This is a genomic window from Thioalkalivibrio sp. XN8 (assembly GCF_011058255.1).
Classification (GTDB): domain Bacteria; phylum Pseudomonadota; class Gammaproteobacteria; order Steroidobacterales; family XN24; genus XN24.
Genome location: NZ_JAALFH010000052.1, coordinates 123,498 through 139,894 on the forward strand (window position 1 = coordinate 123,498; position 16,397 = coordinate 139,894).

Consider the following 16,397-nt stretch of genomic DNA (forward strand, 5'->3'; position numbering starts at 1 on the left):
GCTACTCGAGCGGGCGGTCGAGCTCGGTTGTCCAGGTATCCAGGGCCGGGCGCGGATTCAGGTTTTCGTCGTACAGGCCGGTGTCGCGCCAGATCCGCGCGATTGGATCCTGTTGCAGCGGGTCGTTCCACAGCGAGTCGTAGTCCACGAGGAAGAACCACACGATGAACTGCGCGTCCAGCGACGCAGCCGCGGCGAAGAGCCGTCCGAGGTAGGCGTCCTGCCTGGCGGCGTCGCTCGCAATGTCGACGCCGAAGGCCGGGATCGTGAGCCGCTCCGCCGGCCAGCCGGTCTCGGCGATGGCGACCGGCTTGCCCCCGGCCAGGGCCGTGACCTGGGACAGCCAGTCGGGCGGGAGGCTGGCCGGGTCGCCCCGATTCTCATGGTCGAAGAACACGAAGGGATAGACGCTGATGCCGACGACGTCGACGTGCTCGAGCAAATCGGGCAGTGCGGCGCGCAGGGTCGCTGCCGCGGGCGAATCCGGCGACTTGAGACCAACGCTCGCCATGAGCTGGACATCCGGGAACTCGGCGCGCAACGTGCCGGCCACGGCGGCCGTGAAAGCCACCAGGCTGTCGAAGGCGGCGATGTCGTTCAACGCGAGTTCGCTGACCTCGATGCCGAGGTTGAAATACTCGGGGGTGAAGCGCCGGACCAGGTCCGCGGCGAAGTTGGTGTAGGCGGTGATCACGGCGGGGTCGTCCAGCGAGCGCGTATCCCATGGCGGCGGCAGCGGCTGGTTGGTCGCGTCGCCCCAGTAACCCGCCAGCCCGTCCCGGGCGCCGTTCAGGGGGCTCAGCGCCAGGTAGCTGCGCATGCCGGCGGGAGTCCGGTCCAGCCGCGTCCGGATTTCATCCTCGACTGCCGCCGGATACGGGATCCCATCGAGGGCTTCCTGCCATGGAATGCCGGCATCCAGATGGTGGGCAATGAAGTCGCCCCGCGCAGCGATCTCCGCGTAGACGAAATTGACGGCGTCCGGGGTCGCGGCATAGGGCCAGGGGGTGAAACCGAGCTCGTAGGTCCTGGTGTCGGTTGCGGGCGGCGGCAGGGGCGCCGGATTCGAGCCGCCGCCACAGCCCTGCAGCAGGCCTCCCACAGCGAGCCATGTCAGCAGCCTGAAACGCCTTCCAGGCATGAACGGATTATCGGCAAACCCGCCTGGGGGAATATGCGTTGCGCACTTAACCACCCGTCAACGCAATAAACTCGGGATCCTCGCGCAGCGGATCGAGGTCGGGGTCGTTCTTGGTCCAGCCCGGGATGTCGGTGCCGCCGGCGATGGCCTGGCGCAGCGCGTCCACGGCCTTCCGGATTTCGCCGAGCTGGGCATACAGGCAGGCGCCGTTGTACAGCATCACCGAGTCGCCGGGGCTCATTTCCAGCGCGGTGGAGCCCTCCTCGATCGCGTCGTCGCGCCGGCCCAGCTCGACCAGTGAAATGGCGTAGAACATCCGGGCCCGGGAGTCATCGGGGTTCTGCAGCAGATACGTCGGCAACACGTCGTCGGCCAGCTTGATGGCCAGGGCGTCTGCCTCCTCCATTTCACCCATGACCTGCAGCGCCATGCGCAGGTCCTTGTAGGCGACGTAGAAACGCGGCTTCAGCTCGATCACCCGCCGGCACAGTTCGGCCGCTTCCTTGGCGTTGCCCAGGGTCAGGTGGATCCTGCTGAGGATCCAGTGGGCGATGAAGTCATCGGGGTTGAGCTCGATGGCCTTGCGGCCCGATTCCGCCGCCTCGTCGAACTTGCCCCAGCTGAAATACGAGAGGCCCATGGCGGTGTAGGCCTCGGGCAGGTTGTTGTCGTACATCAGCGCCTTGAAGCTGAGCTCCTGGGCCTTGGTCCGGTACTCCTCCTTGCGCGAGAAATACTGGTACATCTGGCCGTAGGCGCTGGAACAGGCGGCATAGGCGGCGGCGTAGCGCGGGTCCAGCTCGATCGCCTTTTCGAACAGCTGGATGGCGTACTCGACGCTGCGCTTGGTGAGCCGATACAGGTAGTCCTGGCCCCGCAGGTACAGGTCGTAGGCGTTCGCGTTGACGGTCTGGCGCTTGGTCAGCGAGACCTCTTCGGCGAAGCTGAGCCGCAGCTTCAGCGCCTCGACGATCTGCTTCGCCACCTGCTCCTGGATGTCGAAGATGTCGTCCAGCATGCCCTTGTAGGTGTTGCCCCACAGCTGCCGGTTGGTCGCGGCGTCCACCAGCTGCACGGTAATGCGCACGGATTCCCGGAAGCGCCGCACACTGCCGCCCACGACATAGCGCGCGCCGAGCTCCTTGCCGATGGCCCGGATGTCCTGCTTCGTGTCCTTGTACTGCGTCGAGGCCCAGCGCGAGATGAGGTCGATCTCGCTGACCAGCGACAGGCGCGCGATGAGCTCTTCCGTCAGGCCGTCGCTGAAATAGTCGGTCTCTTCGTCCGGGCTGATGTTGTGGAAGGGCAGCACCGCCAGCGCGCCGGGCTCGATGGCGTGGTCGGCCTCGGGCGGGGACGGGGCCACTGCCTGCACGCTCGGCGCTTCGGCCCGGGCCGCCGGCGCGGCCTGCTTGACGGCGACCCCGATGCGCTCCAGCGAACGCACGATGACGCGCACGTTCTCTTCCGGGTCGCCCTGGAAATACTCGATATGCTGGATGCCCGCGAGCTGGTACTTGAGGCCGGCCGGGATCTGGGTCGGCTCGAGGTGCACCGGCAGGATGTGGCCCTTGCGCTCGCTGGTCAGGATGACTTCCTTGGCCACGTTGTGCGAGTTGACCGCGGAGGGCGTGACCATGAGCAGGAGCACCTTGGCGCCGTCCAGCGCGTTGACGATCTCCTCGCTCCACATGGTCGCCGCGTCGATGCCGCCGACGTCCATCCAGACCGCCACCCCCGACGCGCGCAGCTTCTCCGCCAGGGCAGTGACCTTGTCCTGGTCCTCCCGGGAATAGCTGATGAATACGTCCGCCGCTTCTCTCACCGCATCGCCTGCCTGTGTCGGCCCGATGGTTTCACGGGGCCATCCCCGCGATCCACGTCGGCCTGAGCCGCCAAGACTAGCTGAATGCCCCGGCGCTGAGAAGGACGCGGTCGAATGGCCGGGGAGCCGGTCGTCAGCGCGCGGACCCGCCGCCGTCCCGGATTTCGCCCAGGAACAGCTTCAGCGTGATGCGCTGCAACCAGGACCCGTAGGGCGGGTACAGGAGCTGGGTCGGAAAGAAGCGGTGGCGACGGAACACGGCCCTCGGGTGCGACAGCGCCCGGAAGCCTTCCTCGCCATGGTAGGAACCCATGCCGGAATTGCCGATGCCGCCGAAGGGCAGGTCGTGCTGGAAGGCATGCCAGCCCCAGTCGTTCATGGCCATGCCGCCGGAGTGCGTCCGCCGGCGCACCTGCTCGAGGGCGGGCTGGTCGAGGCCGAAGGTATACAGCGCCAGCGGCCGGGGCCGCTCGGTGACATAAGTGATGGCTTCCTCGAGCGTGTCGTAGGCGACGAGGGCGAGCACCGGGCCGAAAATCTCCTCCCGGGCCAGGTCCATTTCATCGTGCACCCCAAGCACGATGACCAGCGGCAGCTGGCGGCCGGGCCCGTGCTCCCCGACGACGCGCGTTTCCGCCCCCTTGGCCTCCGCGTCGGCGACCAGCTTCCGAATCCGCTCGGCATGGTGCGCGCTGATGATGCTGGTGTAGTCCGGGTTGCCCTGGACCGCCGGGTACATGCGGCCGAATTCCGCCGCCACGGCATCGGCGAACTCGGCCGCCTTCGCGCGCGGCACCAGCGCGTAGTCCGGCGCCACGCAGACCTGGCCGGCGGAAAAGGCCTTGCCGTGGGCGATGCGCCGCGCGGCGTCGGCCAGGTCGGCCTCGGGGCCGATGATGGCGGGTGACTTGCCGCCCAGCTCCAGCGTCACCGGCACCAGGTGCTCGGCGGCCGCCCGCATGACATGGCGCCCCACCTCCGGCGAGCCGGTGAAAATCAGGTGGTCGAAGGGGAGGGCGCTGAACGCGCGCGCCTCTTCGACTTCCCCGCCGAAAACCGCCACTTCGTCCTCGGGATAGATAGTCGCCAGCATCTGCGCCAGCACCTCCGTGGTACGCGGCGAGAGCTCGGACATCTTGATCATGGCGCGGTTGCCGGCGGCCAGCGCGGCCACCAGCGGCCCGAGCGAGAGATAGCCCGGCATGTTCCAGGGCACGATGATGCCCACCACGCCCTTGGGCTGGTACTCGACCCAGGCCGAGTTGGTCACGAACAGCAGCTCGGTAGTGCGGCGGTGCGGCCGCATCCAGCGCTTCAGCTTGTGCATCGCGTGGGACGCCGCGAGCGTCGGCCCGAGCAGCTCCAGCAGCCGGGTTTCCGTGGTCGACCGGTTGCCGAAGTCGGCGTTCACCGCCTCGATGACGCGGCCCTGCCAGGCGCGGATCGCGCGCTTGAGAGCCTTCAGCTTCCCCTTGCGCTCCGCCGCCGACGGCCAGGGATGCTGCGCGAAAGCCGCGCGCTGGGCAGCCAGCACGGCATGCATCTTGTCGATGGTGGCGTTCATGAGGTCGCTCCGGTGCGCGGCCTAGAACCCGGTCTCGCGCGGCTGCGGCGGCACGGTGCCCCCCGTGCCGGGCAGGATCTGGAAATCGATGTTGAAGGTGTCCAGCATGCCGAAGAGCCGCGCGAGATGCTGCGCATCGCCCTCCAGCCTCGCCTTGCCGGCCGCAACCTGGTCCGCGATCGTCGCCTGGCGCATCATGACGGGTTCGAGGTCCTGCCGGTCGATGGTCAGCGTCAGGTCGGCATCGTCGCGGCGAAAGCCCTCGATGCTGGTGAGCGTGCCGTGGCTCAGCTCCACCACGAACTGCTCGCCGTTGTCCGGCGTGACGATGTTGATGACGCTGCGGGCGTCTCCCGCCTTGTCGCTGTTGACCCGGACGGCGAGGTAGTCGAGCCACAAGCCGGTGCTCATCGCGCGTACCAGGTCGGGGCCGTAGCTCGTAGGGGTCACGCCCTCGGGGATGCCGGAGCGCAGCTCGAGGGCGCCGGCCAGGAAGCTGTTGCGCACGCTCGTGCTCTCCTGCTGGTAGCCGAGCTGTTCCCAGGTATCGGCCAGCAGGTCCCGCGCCGGCTGCAGGTCGGGGCGGGCGAACACCAGCTTGTTGAGGATCTCCTGGGCATGACGGTACCGGCCGGCGGCGTAGAGCTCGCGCCCCTTGGCCATGATCGCGTCCGGGCCGCCCATCATCTCCACGTAGAGGGGCGCCGCGTCGCGCGGCGACAGCGGCAGGAGGGTCGCCGGATTGGCGTCCCAGTAGCCCAGGTAGCGATTCACCACCGCCCGGCTGTTGTGGCCCTCGGAGCCATGGTAGCTGCGCGCCGTCCACTCGGATTGCAGGCTCTCGGGCAGGCGGTAGACGTTGTGGATCTCGTTGATGGTGACGCCCTGGTTGGCGAGGTTGAGGACCTTGTTGTTCAGGTGGGCATAGGCGTCCCGCTGGGTGCGCAGCACCTCCTGGATCCGCTCGTTGCCCCAGCGCGGCCAGGAGTGCGCCGAGAACATCACCTCGGCCTCGCGCCCGAAATGATAGAGCGCGGCGTTGATCTGCCGCGACCACTCCAGCGGGTCGCGCACCAGCGCGCCGCGCAGGGTGTAGATGTTGTGGATCGTGGCGGAGATGTTCTCCGCGGCCCAGAACACCTTCCAGTCCGGGAACCAGGTGTTCATCTCGGCCGGCGCCTCGGTGCCGGGCGTGTTCTGGAACACCATCCGCACGCCGTCGATGGTCAACTCCTCGAAGTCCGCCTCGATGACCCGGGTCGGCGCGATCAGGCCGACGTTGCCGACGGCGATGTTCTTGCCGATGGCCTGGTCGACGTGGCCCGCCGGGTGGCGCGGCAGCAGCACCCCGTACTGGTAGAACAGCCGCCGCGTCATGGCGTTGCCGGCGTAGACGTTCTCCGCGATCGCCTCGTGCAGGAAGCCGGCCGGGGCAATGACGGGCACCTTGCCGCTGCGCACGTCGGCCTCGTCGACCACGCCGCGGACGCCGCCGAAGTGATCGGCGTGGGAATGGGAATAGACCACGGCGACCACGGGGAACTCGCCCAGGTGCTCGTTCACCAGGGCCAGCGCCGCGGCCGCGGTTTCCTTGGTGGTGAGCGTGTCGAAGACGATCCAGCCGGTGTCGCCCTTGATGAAGCTGATGTTGGCCAGGTCGAAGCCGCGCACCTGGTAGATCCTGCCGGGCACCACCTCGAACAGGCCGTAGGCCATGTTCAGGATGGCCTGGCGCTGCAGCGAGGGATGAATGCTGGCGAAGTCCTCGCCGCCCATCAGCCACTCGTAGCTGCCCATGTCCCAGGCGATCCCGCCGGCGTCGTTGAGGATCTGCCGCTCGGCCGGCGCCGCGATGAAGCCGCGGCGAGACTCCTCGAAGTCCCGCTCGTCCTCGAACGGCAGGCTCGCGCGCATGGCGGCGTGGTACTCGATGGTGGTCACCGAGGGCGGCTTGCCGCCGGGATGGAAGTGCTCGACGCTCACCGCGCTGCCGCAGACAAGCAGCAGGAGCAGCGGCGCGACACGGCTTACAGGGCCGGGGGTCAGTGTCGTCATGTGAAGGTGCTCGGGCTGAATTCGGAAAGGGTATCGACGCACCCTAAAGGCCTGCCGGCGCATACGTCCAATACATAGGACGTCATAGGGCGATGCGTTTCAGGCATGGACATGGATCCGCGATACAGCCGCCATGTCGCGACCGGCGCCTACCGACCTGCCAGCACCCACTCCCGCATGAGCTGCTTGATCTGGGACTGGTAGGGCATGCCGGCCAGCTCTGCCCGCCGGCGGAACGCCTCGAGCAGGTCTTCGGGCACCTTCAGGCTGATCAGCTTCGAGCGCGCCGGGCGCTGCGCGTTGAGCTTGCGGAAGTCCTCGAGAAAGCGGATCACCTGGTCGGCGGTCATCCCCCGGCACCGCCCCAGGTACTCGTCGGTGAAGTGCTGCACCGGCCTCATCCGAGTTTCTCCAGCGCCTCGACGTCGGCCAGGTCCTGGGGCCGGCCGCTCGCCCGTTTCATTGCCACCAGGTCCTTGCGGCTCAGCACCTGTACCGGGCCGGCGAGCGTCTCCATGCGGACCCTCCGCTTGCCCTTGAGGTCTTCGCTGATGACGATGTCCACCTGCTCGCTGAGGTCCTGCGGATGGTAGAAATTCCAGGCGATGAGGTTGCGGTTCCGGAGGTACTCGTCGCGGAACCGGAAGACGTCGCCGGCCGTGACCGGGAGCCGCGACACCAGACCGAGGCTGCCCAGCGCGGCCTCGGCGGCCTCGAGATCGCGCAGGGTCCACCGCAGCACGAAATCGATGTCCACCGTGCCGCGCACCGCGCCGTGCAGGGCGACGGCATAGCCCCCGACCACCGCGTAGCGCACGCCGGCATCATCGAGCGCCCGGCAAACCCTGGAGAGGAAAGTCATGAGGGCAGTATATCCCGGTATATACCTGGGGGGAAGTTGAGGGTCATGGGCGGGCAGCCGGCGCATGGCCTATTCTTGGTGTCGCCCGAATACCGCGGGCTTGCGAGAAACCCTGTCATGCCCGAAGAACTGGTTTTCTACACCAACCCGATGTCGCGCGGCCGCATCGTCCGCTGGATGCTGGAGGAGGTCGGTGCCCCTTACCGGACGGAAATCCTCGACTACGGCACGACCATGAAGGCGGCCGATTACCTCGCGATCAACCCGCTCGGCAAAGTGCCGGCGATCCGGCACGGCACGGCCGTCATCACCGAGTGCGCCGCCATCTGCGCCTACCTCGCCGACGCCTTCCCGGACGCCGGCCTGGCGCCACCGCCTGAGAATCGCGCCGCTTATTACCGCTGGCTGTTCTTCTTCTCTGGTCCGCTCGAAGCCGCCATCATCAACCGGGCGCTCGGCGTCGAAGTCCCGGCGGACAAGCGCGCCATGGCCGGCTACGGCGCCTTCGAGACGATGATGGACGTGGTCGAGCAGGCGGTGACCGCCAGCGAGTACATCGCGGGTGACGCGTTCAGCGCGGCGGACGTGTACTGCGGCTCGCAGGTCGGCTGGGGGCTGCAGTTCGGCACCATCGAGAAGCGCCCGGCGTTCACGGCCTACTGGGCCAGGATCAGCGACCGGGACGGCTACCGCCGGGCCCAGGGGCTCGACGACGTCCCGGGGGACGGCGCCTGACGCGGGACGCAATCAGCCCGGGCCTGTGGAACCGCTGCAGCCGGGTGGGGATCAGGCTGCCGGCGGCCCGGCCTCACCGGCCAGGCGGGTCTCCGCGTCGGCAATCATGGCCTGAAAACGCGGCTCGTCACGCAGCAGTTCCAGGTCCGGATCGGCCTTGGCATAGGGCAGGAAACTTTCCGTGATGCACGCGAAGACCGGGGCCAGCATGTCCAGCGCCGCGTCCTTGTCCGCCAGATAGGTGCACAGCGCGCAACCGAAGTTGTAGCGCATGTTGAAATTCTCCGGATCGATCAGGAGCGCACGTTCCATGCGGGCCTTGGCCCGTTCCCCCTGGCCGAGCGCGGCGAGGGCATAGGCGCTGTAACCCGCCACCATGGAATTGTTCTGGTCATGCGCCAGCACTTTTTCCGCGCGCTGGAGCGCCAGCTCGGCCGCGCGTCGCATGCCGGCCTCGTCGCCCAGTGCTGTATAGGCACTGACCAGCATGGAAGCCGAGTTGAGATCCGCTTCCATCAGCCCCGCGGCTTTCTCGAAGAACCCCACGGCTTCTTCGTAACGGCGCAGCTGGTAGTTGAGCCGCCCGGCCGAGCGGTTCACCTCGTAGGACTCGGGATTGAGCTTGAACGCGATGGCGACCTCCTTGGCGGCCGCCTCGGCATCACCGTCGGACAGCAGGAGTTGCGCCTTCACGGCATGGGCCTCGGCGAGGTCGGGATCGAGCGCCAAGGCCCGCTCTGCCGCCATCATGCCCTCGTCGGCATAGCCCTGCCGGGCGTCGCGAAGTTGCAAGTGGCCGATGGCCATCAGCGCCCAGGCTTGCGCGTAGTTGGGATCGATCTCGACGGTGCGGGTGCACAGGCGAACGATGGCCTCCGCCGACCGGGCATCGGCCTCCTGTCCGGTGACATGCGTCTGCCGGGCCATCAGGTAAAGGTTGTGGGCCTCGGCGTTGTCCGTGCCGCGCCGCTCGATGGCTTTCTTTTCCTTGGGCAGCAGCGTGAGCCGGAGCGCCTTGACGATGGCCTCGGAAATCTCGTCCTGCAGCGCGAAGATGTCGCTGGTGTCGCGATCGTAGCGCTCGGCCCAGATATGGTTGTTGGTCCTGGCGTCCACCAGCTGCGCGCTGATGCGCACGCGGCCGCCGGCCTTGCGCACGCTGCCTTCCAGCACGTGGCTGACTTTCAGCTCGCTCGCGACCCTGGGGATGTCGACGTGCGTGCCCTTGTAGCGGAACGCGCTGTTGCGCGAAATGATCGCCAGCGCCGATACCTTGCTGAGGTCGGTGATCACGTCCTCGGTGATGCCGTCGCTGAAGTATTCCTGCTCCGAGTCGCCGCTCATGTTCGTGAACGGCAGCACGCAGATGCTGAACAGCGGCCCGGGCTTGTCGGACTCCGGGGTCGCGCCGGGCGCGGCGCTGACGGCCCTGGTCGGCGCCCGCGCGATCATCGCCCCCAGGGCATGCAGGAACTCCCGCGCCGGCGGGCTGGCGGGATCTCCGGCCCAGTCGTCGAGGTCCGTGGTATGGATGGCGCGCACGTCCATGGGCAGGCGGGCGTTGTCGAAGCGCACCGGCACCAGGATGCCGCGATCCGCCGCCTCGCGGGCTTCGCCGCGCACCCAGCGCGAGGCCACCGAGGTCGGGGTCCAGACCACCATCACCGCCTTGGCCGCATCGATCTCGGCGTCGATCTGGTCGTCGAATTCCTGGCCCGGCGTGATCTCGGGATCCCACCAGACCGACCAGCCCTTGGCCACGATCGCCGCCACCAGCGGCGCCACCCGATCCCGGTCGGCGCGAGCGTAAGACACGAACACATCAGCCATGCAGGTCAGACCCTCGCAATACCGGCCCCGCAGCCCGGAAATAGTAAGGATACCGCATTGATCCGATGCTCCATACCGGGGCAGGCGCGGCTCCCACACCCTTTTCGATACTTCGGGCGGCGAGGACATCCCAGGTGCAAGGTGCATATGCTAGTGTGCGCAGGCGGGACCGCGAGGGGGCGGCAGGATTCGCCTGGTCCGCGGGGGGATTGGCTTGGTTGACGTGTTCGTTTCGTATGCCCGTCTCGACTACGCGCGCGTCGCGCCACTGGTCGCAGCGCTGGAGGCGGAGGGCTGGTCGGTCTGGTGGGATCCCGAGATCTCGCCCGGCGAAGAATTCGATGCGCTGATCTCCGACGCCCTCGAGCGCGCTCGCTCGGTGGTCGTCGTCTGGACGCCCAATTCCGTGGGCTCCCGCTGGGTGCGCGGCGAAGCCCGGGACGCGTCGGACCGGGGGGTGCTGGTCCCCGTGCGCTTCGACCAGGCCAAGCTGCCGATCGACTTCCGCGCCGTGCACACCATCGACCTGGACGACTGGGACGGAGACGCCGGCAGCGAGAGCTTCCAGCGCATCCGCCGGGTGCTGGCGGCCAAGCTGGGCGACCCGCCGGCCGCCGGACCCGCGGCCCGGCCGCCCCGGCCGCGAGCCGCGGCGACCGGATCCCCGCTGCGGCGCCGGGTGGGCATGGCGCTGGTCGCCGTGCTGGCGCTGGCGATCGGCGCGGTGCTGGTGAGGAACTACGCGCCGCAACCCGTCTCCGGCCCCGCGCAGACGCCCGGCAATGGCGCCGAGACGCCTGCTGTGGAGGCGGCCGTCGCCGCCGATCCCTCGATTGCCGTGATGCCTTTCGTCGATCTCAGCCCCGAGGGCGACAACGCCTATTTCAGCGACGGGCTCTCCGAAGCGCTGATGGACAGCCTTGCCAGGATTCCGGGACTGACCGTGGCGTCCCGCACCGCTTCCTTCGCTTTCCGGGAGGCCGGACCGAGCGTGCCGGAGGTCGCCAGCGCGTTGCAGGTGACGAACCTGCTCGAGGGCAGCGTCCGCAAGGCGGGCGACCAGCTCAAGATCAGCGCGCGGCTGCTCGAGGGCAGCTCCGGTCGCCCGCTCTGGAGCGAGACTTTCGACGCCAGCATGCAGGACATCTTCCTGGTGCAGGAAACGATCTCCGTCAAGATCGCCGATGCGCTCAAGATCCAGCTGCTGGGCAGCGAGACGCTGGTCCCGATCCCGACCCGCGACGAGGTGGCCTATGAAGACTACCTGCGCGGCCGGGACCAGCTGCGCCGCGGGGGGACCGCCGCCGGCCTCGAACAGGCGATCAGTTACTTCGAAAGCGCGCTGGCGCGGGATCCGCAGATGGGCGCGGCCCTGGCGGGCATCTGTACCGCGCGCTGGGAGCTGTATTCGCTCAGCCGGGAGCGGGCGCTCGCCGACGAGGCCATCGCAGCCTGTGTCGATGCCTACGCCCGGGTGGGGTCGGACTCCTCGGCCGAGCTGATGGTCGCGCTGGGCAACCTGTACCGCGGCATCGGCGACAACGAATACTCCATGACCCTGTTCCGGGAGGCGCTGGAACTCAGCCCCAACGACCCGGAGGTGAACTCGGGCTTCGCCAACACCCTCCGCGCCATGGGCGACCTGGAGGAGGCGGTCCGGTTACAGCGCCGGGCCATCGAGCTGGATCCCGCCTTCTGGCGCTACTACTGGGATCTCGGCGCCACGCTGGTCGAGCAGGGCCAGCTCGAGCCGGCCGCCGACAATTTCCGGCGCGCCATCCGGCTGAGCCCGGACAGTCCCGCGCCCTACTACAGCCTGGGCGGGGTCTACTGGCTGCAGGGCGAGTTCCTGCGGGCCGGCGACGCCTTCCGCGAATCCATCCGCCGCGACCCGGAGCAGATGTACGCCTATTCGAACGCCGGCACCATGTATTTCTACACCGGCGAGTTTGCCCAGGCCGAGGAGATGTTCCTGCAGGCGGCCAGGCTCAGCCCCGCGGACGACCGTTTCCAGGGCTATGTCGCCGAGGCGATGCTGATGCAGGCGGCCCGGGATCCGGGCGACGCCAAACCGTACTTCGAAGAGGCCCTCCGGCTGGCGCAGGACCGGCTGGACGTGAACACGGGCGATCATCCGGCGCGCGGCCGCGTGGTCGGCTACCTGGCGCGGCTCGGCCGGGACGCGGAAGCCCGCGAGCTAATGGATTCCCTGCTGCAGGTCGAGGACCTGCCGCTGGAGGCCACTCGCGAGATCGGCATGGCCTCCCTGTTCCTCGGCGACCGGGCGGGCGCAGTCGAACACCTGGCCGCCGCCAGGGCTGCCGGGTTGCCGGCCTGGCTGCTGAGCGCCGACGAACGCCTCGCGCCGCTGGCGGACCTGCCCGAGTTCCGGGCCCTGCTCGATGACAACTAAACAGGACCTTAGACCACACCGAGGGAGACGAACATGCGCAGCAACGTGACGAAACAAATGATGGCGGCCGCGGGCCTGCTCGCCATGGCCGGGATGGCGGCGGCGCCCGCCGCGGCGGAACAAAGATGTCCGCCGCGCTGCGGCATCGACATCGAGCTGCCCGCGGATGCGGCGGCACCGCCGAGCATTCCCGACGGCCAGCAGGTCGTCATCGCGGTTCGCGGCGCCGCCCTGCAGGTGACGGTGACTGACCGGCGCGGCCGGCCCGACAAGGCGGCGACCACGCTGGTGTTCCAAAAGGCAGGGCCCGGGGAAGAGGGTCAGCCCTACACCCCCTTCGTCGAGAATCGCGGCGCCAACGCCAAGCCGATCACCGAGGTGCGGCTGAATCCGTCCGGCAGGACCACGCTGTTCATCCGCGAGGACGAGGCGCACAAGTGCTTCGACCCGCCGGGCTGCAAGTTCGATATCGTCAACGAGGGCGAAGCCGAGCGGCCGGTGCTCGATCCCTACATCATCATCGACCGCTAAGACACAGGGACCGGCGTAGCGGCAGCACTAACCGTCCAGGTCACTGCGATGCTTGGCTATACTGCGGAGGTGTCGAGCAGCATGCGCTCCTTTCGGCTGGCCGCAGCCTTAGCGCTGCTGCTGGCGGCCGCCCCGGCCCTGGCCACGGACGTCCACACCATCCCGATCATCTACGCGCCCGAGGGCACGCCGGCCCTGGGCGGCGGGCTGCGCCTGTCGAACAACCCTACGATCGGCGACCTCGACGTCGTGGACCTCGTGCCGCTGTACCTCTACGAGGGGCGTTACCTCTACGCGCACGGCACCGAGTTCGGCGCGCACCTGTTTCGTAACGACTGGTTGCGCTTCGGCGTCCTGGGGCGCTATCGCTTCCAGCGCATCGAAGCCGGCGACGATCCGCGGCTGGCGAACCTGGAGGATCGCGACCAGACCCTGGACGGCGGCGTGTCGGCGCAGGTCCGGGGCGGGTGGGGCCAGCTGCAGGCCGAGTGGCTCGCGGACACGCTCGGCCGCCACGACGGCGAGGAGTTCAACCTTACCTACCGCTACCGTTTCGAGCGGGGCGACCTGAAGCTGTCGCCCTTCATCACCTCCAGCTGGCAGGACCGCGACCTGGCCGGCTACTACTTCGGCGTCAGCGCCGAGGAGTCCGGCCCGGGCCTGCCGGCGTACGACCCCGGCAGCGCGCGCAATTTCACCTACGGCCTGAACACCTGGTACCAGGTGACCGACCGCGTATTCGTGTTCGGCAACGTCGGCTTCACGTCCTACGACAAGAGCATTCATCGCAGCCCGCTGGTGGACGAGCGCCAGCAGGTCGAGGCCTTCATCGGCTCCGGCTACTTGTTCGGCAGCGTGCGCAAGCAGGACCAGGTGCCCTACGATCGCGCCGGCGAGTGGTCGTTCCGGGTCAACGCCGGCTGGCTGGCCGAGGAAAACATCTTTCCCTACCTGATGGTCGGCGACTGGAAGGGCAGCTCGCGCACCACGACCCCTATCGGCGGCCTGACGGTCGGCAGGCTGCTGAGCGGCGGGCCGCGGGTCGATTTCTACGGCAAGCTGGCGCTGTTCCGCCATTTCGAGCGCGACAACCAGCCGGACTTCTGGAACTACACCGCCTACATCATGGCCATGGGCAAGGGTTACCTGCCATGGTCGGACCGGCTCGCGTTCCGCTACGGCTTCGGCTTCGGCGTCTCCTACGCGGAGCGCGTGCCCACCGTCGAGGTCATCAAGCAGAGTTCCCGCGACGAGAACTACGCCCGGTTCCTGAACTACCTGGAATTCCAGGCGGACGTGCCGATCGACCAGTTCATCCGCTGGAAGCCGCTGCGCAACTGCTTCACGGGGGTCACCGTGGTCCACCGCTCCGGCATCTTCGGCACCTCCGACATCCTCGGCAACGTCTCGGGCGGCTCGGACTGGGTGACCCTGCACCTGGAGTGCATGCGATGAGGAGCGTATTGCTGCTGGCGGCACTGTTGTGGGCCGGTACGGCGCCGGCCATCGACTGGCAGCCGGACCCGGACGTTGCCCTGCAGGTCGCGGTGGCCGACACCATGCGGGTGGCCCTGGAGCAGCAGCCGGAACTGCAGCGCTTTTTCGATGAGGCCTGCGGGATCGCGGTGTTCCCGCGCGTGGTGCGGGTCGGCCTGGCCCTCGGCGGCGGGCGCGGGCGTGGCCTGCTGCTCACGGATGACGGGGTGCTGGGCGAGGTGTCGCAGAGTGCACTCACCCTAGGCTTCCAGGCCGGCGCCCAGTCTTTCCGCCAGCTGATCTTCTTCCGCACCTGCGAGGCGATGGAGGAGTTCACGGAGAGCGGCAACCTCGGGCGATGGTCCGGCCGGCTGGAATTCCAGGGCCGGGCGTCGGTGCAGGCCGGCCGCGCCGGCGTCTCGGCGGACCCGGGTTTCATCGGCGACGTGGCGATTTTCAGCCTCTCCCGCGCCGGCCTCATGCTCGAACTGGCGGCCGGCGGCGTGCGCTACCGGTTCACCCCTGCCGCGCCCAGCCCCTAGCCACGCCGGCCGCCATGCGATCATGGCGCATGAACTCCTTCACCGACCTGCCGCTCATCCCCGCCCTGCGGCAGGCCATCGATGCGATTGGCTACACCGCGCCGACGCCGATCCAGGCGCAGACGCTGCCCGCCATCCTCGCCGGGCGCGATCTCATTGCCAAGGCGCCGACCGGCAGCGGCAAGACGGCGGCCTTCGGCCTTGGCCTGCTGCAGCGGCTCGACCCGGCCCGCATTCGCACCCAGTCGCTGGTGCTGTGCCCGACCCGCGAGCTGGCCGACCAGGTCGCGCGGGAGCTGCGGCGCCTGGCGATGGGCATTCCCAACGTGAAGCTCACCCTGCTCACGGGCGGCGTGCCGCTGGGCCCGCAGCTGGCGTCGCTGACCCACGCCCCGCATATCGTGGTCGGCACGCCCGGCCGGGTGCAGGACATGCTCCGCCGGCGCGCGCTCGATCCGCGCGGCATCACGGCGCTGGTGCTGGACGAGGCCGACCGGATGCTCGACATGGGCTTCGAGCAGGCCCTGCAGGAGATCCTCGGCCAGCTGCCGCGCCGGCGTCAGACCCTGCTGTTCTCGGCCACCTGGCCCGAGGCCATTCGCGCCATCGGGCGCAGCGCCTTGCAGGACCCGCTGGAAGTCGCGGTGGAGAGCGCGGCCAGCCAGCCGGACATCGAGCAGTGGTTCCACGAGGCGGCGCTGGCGGACAAGCCGGCGGTGCTCGCGGGACTGCTGCTGCAGCATCGACCGGAATCTACGGTGGTGTTCTGCAACACCAAGCGGGATGTCGATGCCGTGACCCAGGCGCTGCAGGCGATGGGGTTCAGCTGCGCCGCCCTGCACGGAGATCTCGACCAGCGCGAGCGCGACGAAGTGCTGGTGCGCTTCGCCAACCGCAGCCTGCGGGTGCTGGTGGCGAGCGACGTGGCTGCGCGCGGCCTCGACGTGAAGGAGCTGGCCTGCGTGGTGAACTACGAGGTGCCCGCCGACCCGGATGTGTACCTGCATCGCATCGGCCGCACCGCACGCGCCGGCAGTACCGGCCTGGCGCTGAGCCTGGTGACGCCGCGGGAAATGCACCGCGCGCTGCAGCTGGAGGGCCACCATGGCATGACCTTGCAGTGGCGCGTGGCGAAGCCGGTCCACGTAGACGGCAAGGACGTGCCCCGGGCGGCGATGAGCACCCTGCGCATCGAGGCCGGGCGCAGCGACAAGTTGCGCCCCGGCGACATTCTCGGCGCGCTCACCGGCGAGGCCGGGCTCGACGCGGACGCCATCGGCAAGATTGATATCTTCCCGCGACGGGCCTACGTCGCCGTAAGGCGCGACCAGGCCGGCCGCGCGCTGGCCGCGCTGCGCCGGGGCCACATCAAGGGGCGGAATTTTCGGATTTACGGGCTCTAGGGCACGCTATGCGCGAGCTT

13 protein-coding genes are annotated in these 16,397 nt (G+C 68.6%); 6 read left to right on the plus strand and 7 right to left on the minus strand.

The window, feature by feature from the left end; translation table 11 throughout:
- Position 1: 1 nt before the first annotated feature.
- From G6N75_RS06675 to G6N75_RS06700, 6 genes are all read right to left on the minus strand, one after another.
- The gene (locus tag G6N75_RS06675) at positions 2-1,141 is read right to left on the minus strand and encodes a hypothetical protein (protein ID WP_165347575.1); all 1,140 of its coding nucleotides are present in this window, start codon (positions 1,139-1,141) and stop codon (positions 2-4) included.
- Positions 1,142-1,187: 46 nt separating this feature from the next.
- On the minus strand, positions 1,188-2,966 hold the full coding sequence (locus G6N75_RS15550; RefSeq protein WP_165347576.1) for a TIR domain-containing protein: 1,779 nt from the start codon (positions 2,964-2,966) through the stop codon (positions 1,188-1,190).
- Positions 2,967-3,099: 133 nt separating this feature from the next.
- Entirely contained in the window at positions 3,100-4,530 is a 1,431-nt protein-coding gene (locus tag G6N75_RS06685; RefSeq protein WP_206202978.1) for a coniferyl aldehyde dehydrogenase, read from the minus strand.
- Between the two features lie 21 nt (positions 4,531-4,551).
- Positions 4,552-6,585, minus strand: a complete 2,034-nt coding sequence (locus G6N75_RS06690) for an alkyl sulfatase dimerization domain-containing protein (RefSeq protein WP_165347577.1) — start codon at positions 6,583-6,585, stop codon at positions 4,552-4,554.
- Positions 6,586-6,734: 149 nt separating this feature from the next.
- The gene (locus G6N75_RS06695; RefSeq protein ID WP_165347578.1) at positions 6,735-6,986 is read right to left on the minus strand and encodes a CopG family antitoxin; all 252 of its coding nucleotides are present in this window, start codon (positions 6,984-6,986) and stop codon (positions 6,735-6,737) included.
- Positions 6,983-7,447 carry a nucleotidyl transferase AbiEii/AbiGii toxin family protein gene (locus G6N75_RS06700; protein ID WP_165347579.1) on the minus strand — a complete coding sequence of 155 codons (465 nt, stop codon included), beginning with the start codon at positions 7,445-7,447 and terminating at the stop codon, positions 6,983-6,985. The genes G6N75_RS06695 and G6N75_RS06700 overlap by 4 nt, the downstream gene beginning before the upstream one ends.
- A gap of 117 nt (positions 7,448-7,564) precedes the next feature.
- On the opposite strand from G6N75_RS06700, the gene G6N75_RS06705 reads away from it, so the two are divergent.
- Positions 7,565-8,182, plus strand: coding sequence for a glutathione S-transferase family protein (locus tag G6N75_RS06705; protein ID WP_165347580.1), 618 nt, complete (start codon positions 7,565-7,567; stop codon positions 8,180-8,182).
- A gap of 51 nt (positions 8,183-8,233) precedes the next feature.
- On the opposite strand, the gene G6N75_RS06710 is transcribed toward G6N75_RS06705, so the two are convergent.
- Positions 8,234-10,012, minus strand: coding sequence for a TIR domain-containing protein (locus G6N75_RS06710; protein ID WP_165347581.1), 1,779 nt, complete (start codon positions 10,010-10,012; stop codon positions 8,234-8,236).
- 223 nt (positions 10,013-10,235) lie between these two features.
- Between G6N75_RS06710 and G6N75_RS06715 the strand changes: the two genes are divergently transcribed.
- The 5 genes from G6N75_RS06715 to dbpA all read left to right on the plus strand — a co-directional run bounded on the left by G6N75_RS06715 (position 10,236) and on the right by dbpA (position 16,377).
- Entirely contained in the window at positions 10,236-12,425 is a 2,190-nt protein-coding gene (locus G6N75_RS06715; RefSeq protein WP_346765502.1) for a tetratricopeptide repeat protein, read from the plus strand.
- Between the two features lie 33 nt (positions 12,426-12,458).
- Positions 12,459-12,956 (plus strand): hypothetical protein, encoded by a 498-nt coding sequence (locus G6N75_RS06720; protein ID WP_165347583.1) that lies wholly within the window; start codon positions 12,459-12,461, stop codon positions 12,954-12,956.
- An 81-nt stretch (positions 12,957-13,037) separates the two neighbouring features.
- Complete coding sequence (locus tag G6N75_RS06725; protein WP_165347584.1) at positions 13,038-14,411, plus strand: MipA/OmpV family protein; 1,374 nt, start codon at positions 13,038-13,040, stop codon at positions 14,409-14,411.
- Positions 14,408-14,974 carry a hypothetical protein gene (locus G6N75_RS06730; RefSeq protein WP_165347585.1) on the plus strand — a complete coding sequence of 189 codons (567 nt, stop codon included), beginning with the start codon at positions 14,408-14,410 and terminating at the stop codon, positions 14,972-14,974. The genes G6N75_RS06725 and G6N75_RS06730 overlap by 4 nt, the downstream gene beginning before the upstream one ends.
- Before the next feature lie 29 nt (positions 14,975-15,003).
- Positions 15,004-16,377, plus strand: coding sequence for an ATP-dependent RNA helicase DbpA (gene dbpA, locus G6N75_RS06735; protein ID WP_165347586.1), 1,374 nt, complete (start codon positions 15,004-15,006; stop codon positions 16,375-16,377).
- Positions 16,378-16,397: the final 20 nt, after the last annotated feature.